We start from the raw sequence: 16,156 nt of genomic DNA, 5'->3' as shown, positions 1-16,156 counted from the left end.
AAAGGAGGAACCCATGAGCATCAACTGGAGCTCCGTCTATAACACGCCGATTGGTCAGATTTTGGGCGACTTGAATCCTAAGACCTTCGCACAACTGACGACTCAGGAAACTAATACCCAGATAAGCACGTTGCAAAACCAGGTACAGCAGGACAGTACCGAGATAAGCGCTTGGACAACCTTGCAATCGGATGCCCAGGGGTTTGCTTCGGCGCTGAACGCTGTGGCAGATGCCTCGACATTCGTGAAAACCACCGCCACATCGTCGGATCCGTCCGTGGCCACAGTGTCATATCAAAACGCTCAAAACGGAACCTATACGATTAGTGTCGGCTCCTTGGCACAGTCGGAAATTGACACCGGAACCAATGCGGTAATGACGGTTTCGAGTCCTACGGCGACTTTGACCAATTCTAGCGGAAGCACCTTGCAAGGAAGTTTCAGCATAAACGGAGGATCAACTATTACCATCCCTTCCCCTGGAGAAAGCTTAAATGGGCTAGCATCTCAAATTAACAACTCCAACAGTGGGGTTACGGCGACCGTTGTTGAAACCAAGCCTAATGTGTGGACGCTAGAGATCCAAGCAAATCAGACCGATACACCCATTACCTATACTGAAGGCAGTTCCGGACCCCTTTACTATTTAGGTATTGTCAGCTCCTCAAGCGCGGTAACGAATGCGAGCGCGGCCGACCAGCTGCAAGCACCCAGTGCTGCCCAGGTGAGTTTTGGCTCGACGTTCAATGCAGCCAACGCCATCTCATCGTCATCCAACACGTTTTCCAACCTGATACCGGGTGTGACTTTGACCGCTCAATCAACTGGGTCGACCACCATCAATGTGGGACCGGACGTGTCATCGATGAAAACCTCGGTACAAAACGTGGTCTCGGCATGGAATCAATGGGTTAAGGATACGCAAAATTTAGCGGAAGCCGGAACGGTGACATCAACCGGCACCGGTTCATCCCAGGTCTACTCATATCAGTCGAACTCCAATCAAGTGCTGGCATCCGGGCTCCCCGTGTCCGTCTTAAACCAGGTCGAAAGCATATTGGCGAAGACCAGCGACGGCTCGGGCACCGCATATCAGACACTGGGCGATTTGGGCATCACCTTTAAAGCCGATGGATCCATGTCCTTGAATAGCAGCACTCTAACGACAGCTCTAAGCAATCATCCACACGAAGTATCGCAGGTGTTCTCCGCTTTGGCCTCCGCGCTGCAGACGAGCTCGACGACAACGACGGGAATGATTTCGGGGTTCTCTAAGGGAACCAACAGTACCACCGGGGAGCAGATCGCCGCCTTGCAACAACAAGAAAGCCAATACAAAAGTCAGATGACGCTACTGAAGCAGCAAATGACGGCCGAAGAGCAAAACGCGGTCACGCAATACGGAAAGTGGGTCAGCCAGTTGGCCAAGTACTCCCAGCAGTACTCGCTATACAATGCGCTCTTCAACACAAACAATAACAACAGCAACGGAGGTTGATGAGGATGGCTGATCTGGAATCCGGTGTGACGCGATATATAGAGGACAGCATCAATATGGCCACTCCGGAAAAGCTGACCTTGATGCTCTACGAGGCCGCGTTGAAGAACGTTCGGGAATGCCGCATCACACTGGCCAACAACCCCATTGACGGCTTGCAACAGTCGCAGTTAAGTCGGGACATCTTGTCCGCCCTGGCGGATAATGTCAATCTGTCTCATCCGCAGGGGACTCTTATGCGGAATCTCTACCTTTTTTGCTGGCGCCAGGTGTTGCAGGCAACAGCGGAAAACAGGCCGGACGACCTGGAAACCGTGGAAGAAGTGCTGATCAATCTCATCGAGGGGCTTCAGCATTACAACGCCAAGGGTGTCCAATCGGTGCAACGCGAGGATGCGGCATCAAGCATTAACTTTGCCGGGTAACAGCCATCTGGCGTTTGGCGGCTTCCAAGAGGCCTCGTTCGTTGTCGGAAAGGTTCGGCCAGGCTTCAATGGTTTTGATGATATCCTCAACCGGCATGACCAGAAGAATGGTTTGTGCCACCGCATCAAAGCTTGAACCTGCCAACAAATTAAATAGCCCATGCCAAGCGTCGCGATAGGTGGGATGTTTTTGTATCGTCAGGAGCAATGTTGCCGTGGCTTCCTTTGCGTTTCCCTGGCGGGCCAACGCGCCCGCAAGCCTATAGAGAGCTTTAAAGCTGCCCACTCCGGTGTCCGTCATTAAGAAGTTTTTGGCTTCGCCAATCTCCAGACATTTTCTAAAGCACCGCTCGGCGTTCGGGAAGTCATTGCCTGCCATGTGGAATTCGCCTTCAACGTACCAGAAGTCTGTGTATTTGGGATACGCGATCTCGCCGTCGTTCAGCGCTCGAAGCGCCCGCCGATGCTGTCGCGTGAGCTCATAGAGGCGTGCGAGGGTGGTTTGAGCCAGAACCCACAACGGATTTTCCATGGCGATAAATTTGAGGGAACGTTTTGCGGCCGCGAGGCCTTCCTCAAATTTAGCAGCACCCATGAGCGTCTGAGCATATTGCCACCACATGTAGCCGTCTTCGGGGTTTTCCTTGAGATGCGATTCCAGCAACGCCCTGTTGCGCTCAGCCTTATTACGTTGGTCAACGACGGCACCTAAATAACCCTTATGAAGCAACCTGAGGTTAAGAGCGACTAAACGCATGTTGGCGCGCGTAAGCGATTGAAAAATCTGTTCGTGGATTTTTCCTTCGTAGCGAACATCGGGATGGGACCGAAAGAGACGGGAAACATAGCTCTCGCTAATTTGATCGGCACGATCCATCACCGAGACGATGCGGATATTGTAGGCATCGCCAAGGGGCTTGCTAATGGCAGCCTCGAGAACGGGGACATCATCACGGACTAACTCTTCATCGGCATCCATTACGAGAACCCATGGCGTTTTCACGGCATCCAGCCCGACGTTGCGTGCTTTGGCAAAGTCGTTCGGCCACTCTATCTCAATCACCCGGGCACCAAAGGACTGGGCAATCTCTACGGTTCGGTCGGTCGATCCCGTATCGACGACGATAATCTCATCCGCGACGTCTTTGACGGAGGCAAGACATTCCGGCAGAAAGCGTTCTTCGTTTTTGACAATCATGGAGACGGTAAGAAGACCATTCATTTGGGGGAGACCTCCGGGTGCAATACGTATGCGTATAGTGTACCGGAGGACCCCGTTCCGGTTAAACAATTAAGGAAAAATGAGCATTGGGCGGTCGTTTCGCGGATGAAGCATGGAAATAAGGTTGGCATCATAGATTTCCGGAATCCGGGGATCGGTTAAGACGGCATCGGGGGACCCTTCTAGGATGAGCTGACCATGGTTCATGACCCAGAGCACGTCGGCGTAAAGCCCTACGGTAGCCAAATCATGATACGCCATCAATACGGTAATATGCTGCTTTTGTATCATCTCACGCACCAGATTCAGGAACTTCACGGCGTGGCCGGGGTCCAAATGCGCGGTGGGTTCATCCAACAAGAGAAGCGGAGCTTCCTGGGCAAGCGCCGATGCCAACAGAACGCGTCGGGCTTCACCCCCCGAAAGGGTGTTGAACGGGCGATCCTTTAGGTCGTAGAGTTCGGTTGCGGCTAATATCTCCTCGAGTTTGTTGGCGGCGAGTCCTCCTTTAAACGCCCAGCGGTCTCGCCATGAGCGCTGGCTCAACCGCCCCAATTCCACGACCTCGCGGACCGTGAGATCGAACTGGGTTTCCAAGGATTGGGGGACAAAGGCGATGCGCTGGGCACGCTCCGAGGCCGAAAGAGCCGTCACATCCTGTCCCAGGATACGAATCGCGCCCGCGTCCTTGGTCCAGAAGGCGCCGATGAGACGGAGCAACGTGGATTTTCCTGCTCCGTTGGGGCCGATGAGTCCCACAAGCGTGCCCTCTCGTATGGAGGCGGAGATGGGGCCTAAGCCCCGATGGCTTCCCGACCAATGAAAACCAACCTGATCGAGCTCCAATACCTGAGCATGGTTCATGCGGTCCACCCTCCTTTCCGATTATGTTTGACCAACAAATAGAGAAAGTAGGGACCGCCTAAAAAGGCGGTCACGAGGCCCACTGGTATCGGACCGATAACCGGAATGCTTTGCGCGACCAAATCGGCCAGCCCCAAAAAGGCAGCACCCATGAGAAAAGCCAACGGCAGCAGCTGGCGGTGGTTTGGGCCGTTCAGGCGGCGTACGATGTGCGGGATGACGAGGCCCACGAAGCCAATGAGGCCGCTAATGTAGACGGCGGCGGCTGTCATGAGACTCGCGGCCGTAAGCAAAATGAGCTGCACCCGCCGTACTGGCACACCGAGGTGATGGGCCTGTTCCTCACCTAACAAGAGGGCATTCATATCGCCTGCGAACGGCCACACGACCAGTAATGAGAGCAGCATCAACAGAGCACTGATACCCACTTGCACCCAGGTCACCCCATTGATGCCCCCCACCTCCCAGGCAAAAATGGTCCCGAGGTTCTGCCGATTCAAGAGCATCAAAAAGGTGGTGACGGAGGCAAGGATTACGCCGATGGCGTAGCCGGCCAGAATCAGAGTAAGCATGCTGGTGGTGCCGCGTCCTCGGGAAAGGAGGTACGACAACAATACGGCGGCAAGCGCTCCCACAAAGGCTCCGGGTGCCATCAGTCCCGCCAGCGGGGCTAGCTCCTGGGCTAATGTCGCGCCCAGGCTGGCACCGGCGGAGGCGCCCACGATGTACGGATCGGCCAAGGGATTCTTCAGGAGCGCTTGCATCACCGCGCCGGCAACCGCCAGACTGCCGCCCACTAGGGCCGCTGCGGCCGCCTCGGGCAGGCGGATGTCCCAAATGATGATGCTGGTGGTGGTGCGGTTGGGATGCACCAGGCGAGCCAGGATGGTGTGCATGGGGATGGGGGTGGGGCCATGCATCACCCCCAGCACCAGGACAACCACGAGCGCTGCCAGCGCCGCAATAAAGTTGAGGGTGGAACGCTCGCGGTGCGCCATCTTATTGTCCTTTCAAGAGACCCGGATGAAGAACGTTGACCAGTTCTTTTAAGCCCGTAACCAAAGCCGGCGACGGTTGGTCAATGTACGAAGAATTCGGTACCACGTACACGTGTCCGCTCTTGACTGCCCGGATGGCCGAGAATCCCGCCAAATGCTCTTCCTGGGTGACGCTGGTGCCGGCGGACGAGTCAATCAGGATGTCTTGGGGATTGGCGGCGACTACCTGTTCCGCCGTCACCTGGGGATACGCAGTTCTGGAGAGTGATGCACCCACGTTGACGGCGCCAGCCAGATCGATGAGCGAGTTGACGAAGGAATGGGGGCCCGCGGTGTAGAGGCCACCCATGTCATAGAATACGGTGGGCCGGCTGCGGACCGTTTTGACCTTCAGCTCTACGGCCTTAATCTCCTGCTTCATTGTGGCCACTTGGGTCTTGGCTTGGCGGGTGCGTCCGGTAGCTTGGCCCACCAACAAAATGTCATGATAGATGCCCTGGATGTTGGCAGGATTCAATGTCAACACCGGGATGTGGTATTGAGCCAAGCTCGGAATGCCCTTGATTCCGGGACCTGTGATGACTAAGTCGGGCTTTCGCGCCACCAAGGATTCCACATTGATGCCGGGATAGGCGGAGCCGATGTCTTTCAATCCGGTAAGTTCACTTTTCCAAGGCGATGGGGTGTATTGAAAGATGGACTGATCCGCCCCGACAATGTCTGATTTCAAGCCGAGGTCTAGAACAATTTCTCCGTTGCTGGGTTCGATCACTACGATGCGTGTGGCAGGCTTTTTCAAGGTAAGATGGTGGCCGGCATCATCAACCAGATGAATGGTGGCTGCCTGGGAGGTATGAGCGCTCGCAGAGGCACCACATCCGGCAAGTAGGGCGGTGGCCGCCAACATGCCAACCGTTCCCCCCAAGAGAGTTTTTCTGTGCATCTTTCGTCCTTCTCTCATGTCAGTTGAACCTTAGGCGAGAAGGGCCGCATAAAAAGCAGGCGGCGCCCGACGACCCGCAGGCTCGCCCGAATTGTTGCAGGTAGGTCTCCTGACTTCCGGATCATCGCCTTGGATGGGGCCTTCCACCAAACGGTGTGGCCGCAATCCGCTCCCCATGACAGTGGCGGGTGCCGTTCAGGACTTTCACCTGATTCCCTGTTATGCACCTGCAATTCGGATGTCTCTAGTGTAGCTAGAGCTGGCTCGTCCATCAAGTCTCAGACCGAAAGCCGGGAAGGTGTTCAGCGCCAACCGTATCGACCGTCCTGAGGGAGCAATCCTTGGTCGGGTTTCCCAATGGCTAAAAATACGTGCGTCGGTCGTGTGGCGCTGCTTTGCGGTATATTAAAAAGAAACTGGGTTTTTCCCGTAACGCTTAGGAGGGCGGCACATGGCCAGTGTGCTCTTGCAGCACGTTAGCAAGCAATTTGGTTCATCAAATTATGCCGTGCACGATGTGAACTTGGACATTGAGGACAAAGAGTTTTTGGTCCTGTTGGGACCGTCGGGGTGCGGCAAGACCACCACCCTTCGGATGGTGGCAGGGCTTGAGGAAGTGTCGGAAGGTCGGATTGTGATTGGTGGCCAAGATGTCACCAATGTGCCACCCAAGGATCGCGACATTGCCATGGTGTTTCAAAATTACGCGTTATATCCGCACATGACCGTGTATGAGAATATGTCCTTTGGGTTGAAACTCCGCAAAATGCCTAAAACGGAGATTGACAAACGGGTTAAAGAGGCCGCGGAAATACTGGGGTTAAGCCCATATCTGGCCCGAAGGCCGAAGGAGCTTTCCGGGGGGCAGCGCCAGCGGGTAGCGTTGGGCCGTGCCATTGTCCGTGAGCCCAAGGCCTTCTTAATGGACGAGCCCCTTTCCAATTTGGATGCCAAGCTGCGTACCCAGACCCGTGTGGAGTTGAAGCGGCTGCACCAGCGCCTCGGGGCCACCATCATCTATGTGACCCATGACCAAACGGAGGCCATGACGATGGGGACCCGCATTGTGGTCATGCGCGACGGCGTAGTGCAGCAGGTGGATACACCCGATGGGATTTACCATCGGCCTGCGAATCAGTTTGTGGGCACGTTTGTCGGGACCCCGGCCATGAATTTGCTGTCGGCGGAGCTGTCACGCCAAGGCACGGAATTCATCGCCCATTTGGGGGATCAGACGCTGTCATTGCCGACGCAGCTGACAGGGCCGTTGGAGTCGTTGATCGAGCCACAGGTGACGCTGGGCGTCCGCCCCGAAGACGTGCATCTGGTGCGCGCTGACGCATCGGATAGCTTGAAGGCGGTTGTGCGCTTGGTCGAGGCGATGGGTCACGAGCAGCTGGTATACCTATCGTTGGGCTCCCGCGACATCGTGGCGCGTACAGACAATGACTGGACGGGAAAGAGTGGGGACGCCGTGGGCATCACCTTTGACATGGCCCGATTGCATCTTTTTGACCCAGTGAGCGAAGAATCGCTCTTGCGATGACATGAGACGGCGCTCTCGACAGGAGGGCGCCTTTTTTCGTCGATGGAACCCTACGCGAAATGAATGGGAGGCAAGACCACGGCCCAGCGGTGGAAGCTGGGCAAAAACCGGACAAGCAATTGGCCGCAGTTGGGAATAAACAGAGTTCGGGCAGCTGGTCCCGTGGCTCGGGTGATGACGAGGGCGGCGCCTTTCAAACAATCCGCATGGGTGGCGGCCACCGTTAATCCCGGTTCCTGGCTGGTGACGAAGTCTTCCAAGGCGTGTAACACGCGTCGCCCGACGCTCAGAATGGATTCGCCTCCCGGTGGTGGGTAGGCTTCGGGATCGCGGCGCCATGCTTCAAAGTCTTCGTTGTGAGAGGCTTCTAAATCCTTTAGGCGCTTTCCATCCCAGATCCCCAGATTGACTTCGGCTAAATCGGGGAGAATCTGCGGGGTGCAGTGAAAGGCCTCCGCCAACGGCTGAACCGTTTCCTGAGCCCGAAGCAAGGGGCTCGTGACGATGTGGCGAATGGGAGCGTTCTTCAATTGTTCGACCAGGCTGAGTGCCTGCTGCCGCCCCGTCTCGGTGAGGGGCGGATCCCAGGTCTCATACGCAAATCGCCCCTGGGCATTCGCTTCGCTTTCTCCGTGGCGCACCAGCAGCACGTCATAAACCTGCGCCAAGCCGCAATTCCTCCCTGGCTGAGTCGTTAACTTCTCTATCTTACTCGTTTTCCCTATTCATTGCGAATGCTTGTCCCGTTGTCATTTCCTGCCGGGCGATCAAAAAACTGGTTGCTGACGTGAGTGGCGCCGGGGCATTTGGATGCATAGGATGAGACAGCAATTTCGTTTGACATCCTGAGCCAAAATTGGACCTTGAGTCCATACGGGGGACCCATTATTCCGGGGCGTACTTAGGAGAGCACTTTCCGCTCTAGCCCGTCAGCTGACCCCGTCGGCTTGGAAAGCGCCGTCCCCGCCCGGGGACGAAAGAGGGTGAGAATATGGGATATCTGATGCCCGGCACGGACGATGATCTTGACCTAGATGAAGAAGCGTCGGTGTTAACGCCGCCCAAGACCAATCGCAGTCACCTTTGGGTGCCGTGGCTAGTCGCGGCGATTTTGGTGTTCCTTTGGTGGTTGGTGACGGAGCTGAAGCTATTTGCGCCGGTGATTTTGCCGGCGCCCGGGCGTGTCATTCATGAGTTGGTGGTGACGGCGACCGTTGGCTACAGCGGTGCGACCCTCTTAGCGGATATTGGTGCCAGCGTCGGCCGCATCACCGCCGGCTTCGTGGCCGCGGTGATTGTGGGCGTGCCCATCGGATTTTGGATGGCTTCCAACCGTTTCATCTTCTCTGCAGTGGATCCCATTTTGCAATTTTTACGGCCTATACCGCCGCTGGCCTACATCCCTGTCATGGTGGCCTGGTTTGGCACAGGCGAATTGGGCAAAACCATTCTGATTTTCTTTTGCACCATCCCCATCATCATTATTAGTGCTATTTCCGGGGTGAAAAACGTTCAAGAGACGCGCATCCGCGTCGCTCAAGTGTTTGGTGCCACCCCTTTCCAACAGTTCCGCTATGTGGTCCTCCCCTCTGCGTTGCCGGAGATTTTTACGGGCATGCGGGTGGGAATTGGTGTGGCCTGGACCTGCTTGGTGGCAGCGGAAATGATTGCGGCGCAATCAGGACTCGGCTCCATGATTGAAACCGCAGGCGGCGAGCTACAGCTGTCGGTTGTTTTTGTCGGCATTCTCTTCATTGGATTGATTGGCTACCTGATGGAACTGATTATCCGCACGATCGAGCATCGCACGGTGCCCTGGAAGGGGAAGGCCTAGGGGGCGCCAGAGAGGAGGATACCATGCATCCGAAAATGCGGGGGGCCGGTTGGACGCTCATGGGATTGGCCTCATTGGCGATATTGGCCGGATGCGGATCTGGTGGTAGCCAGACCGCGAGTTCAAGCTTTAATGGCACAGTAACCATCGGCTATGAGAATGCGCCTGATCCCGAATCGGTGGCGATCGCCAAAAAATACTTTCAAAAGGAACTCAAGCTGCCCGTGCGCATGGAATATTTCCAGAGCGGCCCTTCAGCCTTGACGGCGTTGGCTTCGGGCAAGCTGGACTTCATGACCACTCTGGGCAATCCGCCAACGGCGGCGGCCATTGCCCGCGGCGTGCCGCTCACAGTGATCTGGGCGATGGAGCGGTATACCACCGGAGAGGGGCTGGTGGTGAAAAGGTCGAGCGGCATTCACTCCTTAAAGCAGCTGGAAGGCAAGACGGTCGCACTGGTCAAGGGCTCTACCTCGCCATTTGAGTTGGAAACGGCGCTGAAGCTTCACCACCTTTCGGTCAACGGGGTTACCGAGCTCAATATGTCGCCTACCGAAATGGTGTCAGCCTGGAAGACCAATCAGATTCAAGCCGCCTATGTCTGGGTGCCCTTCGACACGGAAATGGCGCAAGATGGCGGCACCATGTTGATGTATGACCAAAACGTCTATCAAGAGGCGCCGATCTTTAACTTGGCGGTGGTTAACAGCAACTGGGCCAAGGCCCATCCTACGCAAGTGGAAGACTTTGTCCGTGCCGAGGCGGACGGCGTCAAGTTCTTTCAGCAAAATCCCGCCCAAGCGTATCAAGCCATGGCTCAGGTGAACGGCATCAGTGCGGCAGCTGCTAAAGCACAAACCGAGGGCTTCAGCTTTAGCACGCTGAGTTCGCAAGTCACACCCAACTGGTTGGGCTCGGGATCCGGCGTGGCGCACTCCTTGGTGACCAAATCGCTTACGTCCGCCGCCAACTGGCTGAAGGCCAGCGGACAGATTAGCACGGTGCCCTCCAATATGGCTCAGTATGTGGATCCCTCGTACGCGGCGGCGGTTTTGAGGTCCGCTAAGAAATGATTACATTGGAGGACGTGACTAAAGCCTATTTTTCCCGCGGTCATCGGGAGCCGTTGGTCGCCGTGCAGCACGTCAGCCTAACGATTGCCGACGGCGAGTTTGTATCCATCGTGGGACCTAGCGGGTGCGGCAAGACGACGCTCTTGAACATGGTAGCGGGTTTTGAAGCGCCAACCCAGGGACAGGTGATGTTGGATGGCACGGTCATTCGGCGACCGGGACCGGAACGGGCGGTGGTCTTTCAACAGCCCTCGCTGCTGCCGTGGATGACGGTGGAGGAGAACATTGCCTTTGGGATGATGTTGGCGTCTGGCCGGCAAGGAGTCGATGCGAGCAAGGTGAAAGAGATGGTGGAGGTGATGGGGCTTCAGGGATTTGAGTCCCATCGCCCCTACCAGCTCTCCGGAGGCATGCAGCAGCGCGTGGCCATCGCCAGGGCGTTGATGACGGAGCCGCGCATCCTCTTGATGGATGAGCCGTTTGGGGCGCTCGATGCCCAAACCCGCAGCGAGATGCAGCGGTTTTTGCTGGATTTGTGGAAGGTTAACCGGCCGACGGTGCTGTTCGTCACCCATGACGTGGAGGAAGCGGTATTGCTGGGCGACCGAGTAGTGGTGATGTCGACCCGTCCGGGCGAGGTGGCGATGGACCTGACCATTGAGTTGCCCCGTCCACGCCATTGGGATTTAGTGCTGTCGGGAACCTTTACCGATTACAAACGCCGAATTTTGGCCGTGCTCCGGCCAAGTTGAACGGTTGGCGGATAGGCCAAAAAGCGGTAAGGTAGGGACGAGGTGGGCTCCATGACCGAGGCGGGCGAGGTTTTTGAGCGCGTGTTCCTGCTAATCCGTGAATTTGAACTCGCCTTTCGCGAGCAGGGAGACGTCGATCTTTCCACCACACAATTTCAGGCGCTGGCGATTCTGGCCGATGTCGAGCCCGTAACCGCCATGGCCATGGCGGGGCTTTTGCGCATCGCGGGGCCGACAGCGACCCGAACCGTGGACTCTTTGGAACGTCGGGGGCTGGTACTCAAGGAGCGCGATCCCCAAGATCGGCGCGTGGTGTGGATTCGGTTGACCAAAGACGGCCGCCAGGTGCTGGAGCAGCAACGAGAACGGCAGCGGGTTTGGATGCAGCGGTTGCTGCAAGCCCTCAGCCCCGAGGAGCAAGAGACGCTGAATCAGATATTGCACAAATTAGGTGTTCAGGCGGCCTTGTTGTCGTGAGTGGACGCCATCGAATTGGCCTCATCATTAACCCCATGGCGGGTCGAGACATCCGCCGCCTGGTCGCACATGCCTCATTGCAATCGGGACCAGAAAAGGCGTTGGTTGCGAAACGGATGATGGCTGGCATGGCGGCGGTGCCCAACACCGAGGTGTTGTTGCCCGACGACCAGGCTGGCTTTTTTGCGTGGTTGAAGGAGGAAACCCAGAACACCCTATCGGTCCGCTTGGTAGATCGACCGCTCGGGGAGGACGACTCTACAGTCCTCTGGGTGCGTATGCTGGTCGAGGCGGGCGCGGGTGCCCTGGTTGTGGTGGGTGGGGACGGAACGCAACGCAACGTGGCGCAAGCCGCGCCGCCCGTACCGGTGCTGCCGGTGGCGGGGGGCACAAACAATGTGGCCTGCTATCTCGGCGATCAGACGGCCGGCGGCTACGCGGTGGCCCGTTATTTGGCGGACGGCTTGGATCCCAACGAGGTGGGCACCCGTGCCAAGCTTATCCACGTGGGGTTGCCAGGGGGACGGGAAGAGTTGGCCCTAATTGATGCCGCACTCACCCGACAGAACTATACCGGGGCCATGGCCATTTGGGATGCTAACGACGTGTCTTCGCTCATTCTGACGGTCGCGGATGCGGTGCGCCCAGGCCTTTCCAATGTTGGGGGCTTTCGTTATCCCTTGCGGCCCGAAGATCCGGGTGGTCTTTTTCTCAGGATGAGTCCGGGGAGTCCTGAAGTGCCCGCCGTGTTGGCCCCTGGGCTCATGGGCGGGTTTCCCGTCGCCGAGGTGCGCCGACTCGATTTCGATGAAGCACTGGTGCTGGCGTCTCCCGAAACTGGGGCCACCTTGTCCTTGGATGGCGAGCGCACAGTGGTCTTGCGGGCCCAGGAGCGAGCCCAGGCGTACATTCGCCGCGATGGTCCGTTTGTGTTGGACCCTGGGCGAATTCTTTTCCCGCACCGGGCATAATTTGTCCCCCTGTCTCTATGTATAGAGCAGGAGGGAGTGTCATGGGTGTAAACGCAGAGATGCCGGCAATAACCCCGGAGTTGGCTCAGGCCGTCACCCGATTGGGCCACATCCGCCGCCAGATGCGGGATTTGGAGACGGAAGAAGCGCTTCTGCGCGAAGAAATACTGTCGGTTGTGGAGTACTGGCCGCGGGATGTGTTTCCTCTGCGGGTGGGGGCGTTCGAGGTCCGCGTGGGCGAACGCAAGGGACGGATCGACCTCACCCAGTGTCTTTCCATCATGGAACGAGAACATCTTCTCGCCGAGGTTCCCCGCGAGCCGGTCATCGTGAGCCATGATGGTGCGGATGAGCTGCGGCGTGCCCTGACGCGTCTCGATATGCCGGAATCCACTCGCGAAGCCTTGGTTCAGGCATATAAGGCCGCCATCGACTGGAAACCGGACGTTTCGTTCGACGTGCTGACCCGCTTGGCCGATGAAGCCCGCTTAAGTCCTGAGGAATACAAATCCTGCTTTAAAGAGGGGAAACCCACGGTGACAGTATTGACGGTACGCTGATGGGATACTGGCCGCGGTTGGCTTCGATGATGGCGCGATATACCGCCGCACTGGGACGGAGATTTCGCTCCAAGGTGTCGTAGTTGACGCCGATGAGGCCAAAGCGGGGACGATAGCCCTCAGCCCATTCGAAATTGTCCAGGGCCGACCAATAGAAGTAGCCGCGTATATCCAGCCCTTCCTGCTGGGCTATGGCAACTTGGGACAGGTGGTCGCGGATATAGGTGCTGCGGACCTGATCCTGGCTGGTAGCGATGCCGTTTTCGGTGATAAGGATGGGGCGCCGAAAGCGTCCGACACGCCGGAGGACTTCTAAGAGGCCCTGGGGATAGATTTCCCAGCCTAAGTCGGTCAGCGGCATCCCGGGACGGCTTTGGACGGGATGCAACCCTCCCAAAAGCCGGCCATATTGCCGAGTGTAGTAATTGACGCCGATGAAATCTTGCTCCGCTCCGACTTTGTCCATGAAGCGGTCGTTCATGAGGTGCCGCAAGACCGCCGCGGTAGCGCGGTCCCAAGGAAGCTGAGTCCACGGATGAAAAGCAATCAGATGATGCGCAACACCGACCCAAGCATCCGGCTTGAAGTCTTTGATGGTGCGATAGGCGGCGCGATGTGCGTCAACGAGCCGGTCAATAAGCCGAAAGGCGCGGCGAAAGCCGTGACCGCCGGGCGGCCAAAGCGCAATTAAATAGCCCATCACGACCAGCACCATCGGTTCGTTGGTGGTAACGAAGAGGTCAACGATGTCGCCGAGGTGGCGCATCACCTGGGTGGTATATCGGTTGAACCATTGATGCGCCTCGGGATGGACAAATCCCCCCCGTTTGGCCACCCAGCGGGGAAATGTGAAGTGGTGCAGCGTCAGGAGCGGTTGAAGGCCCAACTCCCGCATGCGAAGAATCATGGCCCGATACTGTGCCAGGGCGTTCCGATCAAACTGGCCGGGTTCGGGTTCAATGCGGCTCCACTCCAGCGAAAAGCGATAGGCGTTTAAGCCCAGACTTTTGAAAAGGGCGAGATCGTCCGCCCATCGCTCCCAGTGGTCGGTAGCTCGGCCGGAGGGTTCCACACCGTGTCCGCTCTCTTCCCAGTCCGTCCAGTCGTTTTGCTGATTGCCCTCAATTTGATGGCTGGAGGTGGCCGCGCCAAAAAGAAACGGCGGCCACGCCGTCGGCCATGATGCCATTAGCTCCTCCCCGTGCGCACGCGAATCGCCGCTGGGATGACGGTCATGGTCACCGGCAGGTGGCCGACAATTTCTCCGTCCGCGTGCACCAGCATATTGGGCGGCCCCTCCACGGTGAGCTGCTCCGTTTGAAATGTTTTCACCTGCGGGTGCTGCACGTGGGTGCCGCGAAAAACCCGGGTCAGAAGCGGTAGGACACCAAGACGAGACAAGTCCTTGACCCAAACCACGTGAAACAGCCCATCACCGGGGTCAGCCTCGGGGCAGATTTTCATGCCGCCGGCGTAATAAGGACTATTGCCCGCCGCCAATAAGAAGGTGGGTTCCGATCGAAACGCCCCATCCACATGGATGGTCATTTGTTCCGCCTGAAAATGGACCAGGTGGCGGAGGATTCCCCGGAGAAAAATCCAGGTGCCATTGCCTTTTTTTTCGTGTTGATTGACCCAGCCAGCTACCTCGGCATCAAAGCCGACACCAGACACCGTGAGAAAATACTCATCGTTCACACGACCAACGTCGATGCGGCGCTCCGCTCCATAGAGCGCGACGTCCAGCATGGCGCGCGGCGATTTGGGATAGCCCAGGGTGCGCACAAAGTCGTTGCCCGTCCCCGCCGGCAAGACCGCAAAGATGGTTTTGCCCTCTGGCATGAGTCCGTTGATCACTTCATGATGGGTTCCGTCCCCGCCCAGCGACACCACCGTCAAATCTTCTTGATCGGCCACCTGACGCGCCAATTCCGTGGCATGGCCGGGGCCGGTCGTACGCACCACCTCGACGTCATTCGGCAAATGAGCCTGGATCAGCTCAAATAATTTCTGTGCCTTGCCATTCCCGGCGGTCGGATTCAGGATAATGCGGGCCGCCATAGTTGTCGGTCCTCCCTATAATTAATGACCAATCAGCGACCGAACCTTGGCAATTTCGTCCGCATATTGGCTTTCTTTCTCAACCGGCGTCTCGAGATAAAAGGGAATGGCGTCGAGTCGGGGGTCATTGACCAGCTTCTGAATCGCGTCGAGGCCAAGTATTCCTTGGCCGATGAGCTCATGCCGATCCTTCTTGGCGCCGAACTCCACCTTGCTGTCATTCAGGTGAATCGCATGGAGCCGCTTCATAAAATCGGGATGGTCAAAGCCAGCGAAAGCCGTTGGGTCCTGCTTGGTCAACATGCCGGATGCAAAGGCGTGCTGGGTGTCCAGGCAAATGCCCACCTCGTCCGTCGAGAAAGGTTCGACGATGGCCAAAATTTCGGCCAAGTTCGAGCCGATTTCCGATCCCTGGCCAGCAGTGTTTTCCACTAAAATACGCACACCTACAGTTTGATTTCGTTCCAGTACCACGCGGATGGCCTGCTGCATGCGCTCAATGCCCCATTCGTGGCCCTGTTCCTTGGGCTTGCCGCAATGAACCACCACGCCATAGGTGCCGCGAGCTTCGGCGATGACGAGATCCTGTACCAATGCGTCAATGGAGGCGTGATAGAGGCTTTCATCGGCCGCCGCCAGATTGATGAGGTAGGGTGTGTGTCCCACAGCCACCAAATCCAGCTCCTCGAGAAGGGCTCGCCCCCGCTCTGCGTCCACGCGGTCGAGCGGCTTGGCGTTTCGGAACCCGCGGGGATTCTTGGTGAAGTATTGAAACGCGTTGGCACCCAATGTTGGCGCCACCTTGACGGCCGCTGCGTAACCCTTAGCAATGCTCAAATGGCATCCGATGCGCATCCATCCCGCTCCTTCGTCTCCGGCAATATCTTTTAGTATCATGCGCCAGGGCTCGTCCGGCGTCAATATTAAGAGGA

The 16,156-nt window shown here is 57.2% G+C and carries 17 protein-coding genes and 2 riboswitches; of the genes, 9 read left to right on the top strand and 8 right to left on the bottom strand.

Translation table 11 applies throughout. From position 1 onward, the window contains the following. The first annotated feature begins 13 nt into the window (after positions 1–13). Both fliD and HIJ39_RS03100 read left to right on the top strand, forming a co-directional pair. Entirely contained in the window at positions 14–1,498 is a 1,485-nt protein-coding gene (fliD, locus tag HIJ39_RS03105) for a flagellar filament capping protein FliD (protein WP_169096590.1), read from the top strand. A gap of 5 nt (positions 1,499–1,503) precedes the next feature. After that, entirely contained in the window at positions 1,504–1,923 is a 420-nt protein-coding gene (locus HIJ39_RS03100; protein ID WP_169096588.1) for a flagellar export chaperone FliS, read from the top strand. On the opposite strand, the gene HIJ39_RS03095 is transcribed toward HIJ39_RS03100, so the two are convergent. The 4 genes from HIJ39_RS03095 to HIJ39_RS03080 form a co-directional block, all read right to left on the bottom strand. Next, on the bottom strand, positions 1,907–3,145 hold the full coding sequence (locus HIJ39_RS03095; RefSeq protein WP_169096586.1) for a tetratricopeptide repeat-containing glycosyltransferase family 2 protein: 1,239 nt from the start codon (positions 3,143–3,145) through the stop codon (positions 1,907–1,909). The genes HIJ39_RS03100 and HIJ39_RS03095 overlap by 17 nt on opposite strands. Positions 3,146–3,214: 69 nt before the next feature. Next, on the bottom strand, positions 3,215–4,009 hold the full coding sequence (locus tag HIJ39_RS03090; protein ID WP_169096584.1) for an ABC transporter ATP-binding protein: 795 nt from the start codon (positions 4,007–4,009) through the stop codon (positions 3,215–3,217). Further along, positions 4,006–5,007, bottom strand: a complete 1,002-nt coding sequence (locus HIJ39_RS03085; RefSeq protein WP_169096582.1) for a FecCD family ABC transporter permease — start codon at positions 5,005–5,007, stop codon at positions 4,006–4,008. Before HIJ39_RS03085 ends, HIJ39_RS03090 begins: the two co-directional genes overlap by 4 nt. Position 5,008: 1 nt before the next feature. After that, on the bottom strand, positions 5,009–5,950 hold the full coding sequence (locus HIJ39_RS03080) for an ABC transporter substrate-binding protein (protein ID WP_243239305.1): 942 nt from the start codon (positions 5,948–5,950) through the stop codon (positions 5,009–5,011). A gap of 82 nt (positions 5,951–6,032) precedes the next feature. Further along, a riboswitch (cobalamin riboswitch) is annotated at positions 6,033–6,196 on the bottom strand. A gap of 205 nt (positions 6,197–6,401) precedes the next feature. Between HIJ39_RS03080 and HIJ39_RS03075 the strand changes: the two genes are divergently transcribed. Continuing rightward, a complete protein-coding gene (locus HIJ39_RS03075; protein ID WP_169096580.1) occupies positions 6,402–7,496 on the top strand; it encodes an ABC transporter ATP-binding protein in 1,095 nt (364 codons plus the stop codon). A 50-nt stretch (positions 7,497–7,546) separates the two neighbouring features. Here the strand turns inward: HIJ39_RS03075 and HIJ39_RS03070 are convergent, their stop codons facing one another. Then, positions 7,547–8,164, bottom strand: coding sequence for a histidine phosphatase family protein (locus HIJ39_RS03070; protein ID WP_169096578.1), 618 nt, complete (start codon positions 8,162–8,164; stop codon positions 7,547–7,549). Between the two features lie 170 nt (positions 8,165–8,334). Continuing rightward, positions 8,335–8,458, top strand: a riboswitch (cyclic di-AMP (ydaO/yuaA leader). Between the two features lie 29 nt (positions 8,459–8,487). Between HIJ39_RS03070 and HIJ39_RS03065 the strand changes: the two genes are divergently transcribed. The 6 genes from HIJ39_RS03065 to HIJ39_RS03040 are packed head-to-tail and all read left to right on the top strand — an operon-like array spanning position 8,488 to position 13,163. Beyond that, positions 8,488–9,330 (top strand): ABC transporter permease, encoded by an 843-nt coding sequence (locus tag HIJ39_RS03065; protein WP_243239304.1) that lies wholly within the window; start codon positions 8,488–8,490, stop codon positions 9,328–9,330. Positions 9,331–9,353: 23 nt separating this feature from the next. Beyond that, the gene (locus tag HIJ39_RS03060) at positions 9,354–10,403 is read left to right on the top strand and encodes a taurine ABC transporter substrate-binding protein (protein WP_169096576.1); all 1,050 of its coding nucleotides are present in this window, start codon (positions 9,354–9,356) and stop codon (positions 10,401–10,403) included. 14 nt (positions 10,404–10,417) lie between these two features. Continuing rightward, positions 10,418–11,155 carry an ABC transporter ATP-binding protein gene (locus HIJ39_RS03055; protein ID WP_338055064.1) on the top strand — a complete coding sequence of 246 codons (738 nt, stop codon included), beginning with the start codon at positions 10,418–10,420 and terminating at the stop codon, positions 11,153–11,155. 51 nt (positions 11,156–11,206) lie between these two features. Next, complete coding sequence (locus tag HIJ39_RS03050) at positions 11,207–11,632, top strand: MarR family winged helix-turn-helix transcriptional regulator (protein ID WP_169096572.1); 426 nt, start codon at positions 11,207–11,209, stop codon at positions 11,630–11,632. Then, entirely contained in the window at positions 11,629–12,603 is a 975-nt protein-coding gene (locus tag HIJ39_RS03045) for a diacylglycerol kinase family protein (protein WP_338055063.1), read from the top strand. Before HIJ39_RS03050 ends, HIJ39_RS03045 begins: the two co-directional genes overlap by 4 nt. A gap of 41 nt (positions 12,604–12,644) precedes the next feature. Then, a complete protein-coding gene (locus tag HIJ39_RS03040) occupies positions 12,645–13,163 on the top strand; it encodes a hypothetical protein (protein ID WP_169096570.1) in 519 nt (172 codons plus the stop codon). On the opposite strand, the gene HIJ39_RS03035 is transcribed toward HIJ39_RS03040, so the two are convergent. Genes HIJ39_RS03035 through HIJ39_RS03025 form a run of 3 tightly spaced genes read right to left on the bottom strand, consistent with a single transcriptional unit; the run spans position 13,120 to position 16,121 of the window. Beyond that, the gene (locus HIJ39_RS03035; protein ID WP_169096568.1) at positions 13,120–14,352 is read right to left on the bottom strand and encodes a glycoside hydrolase family 1 protein; all 1,233 of its coding nucleotides are present in this window, start codon (positions 14,350–14,352) and stop codon (positions 13,120–13,122) included. The two genes, HIJ39_RS03040 and HIJ39_RS03035, sit on opposite strands and share 44 nt — an antisense overlap. After that, a complete protein-coding gene (locus tag HIJ39_RS03030; RefSeq protein WP_169096566.1) occupies positions 14,352–15,224 on the bottom strand; it encodes a diacylglycerol/lipid kinase family protein in 873 nt (290 codons plus the stop codon). Before HIJ39_RS03030 ends, HIJ39_RS03035 begins: the two co-directional genes overlap by 1 nt. A 21-nt stretch (positions 15,225–15,245) precedes the next feature. Next, a complete protein-coding gene (locus HIJ39_RS03025; protein ID WP_243239303.1) occupies positions 15,246–16,121 on the bottom strand; it encodes a deoxyribonuclease IV in 876 nt (291 codons plus the stop codon). Positions 16,122–16,156: the final 35 nt, after the last annotated feature.

It is taken from the genome of Sulfobacillus harzensis (assembly GCF_012933365.1).
Taxonomy (GTDB): domain Bacteria; phylum Bacillota; class Sulfobacillia; order Sulfobacillales; family Sulfobacillaceae; genus Sulfobacillus_B; species Sulfobacillus_B harzensis.
This window is presented reverse-complemented; position numbering and strand designations above follow the sequence as displayed.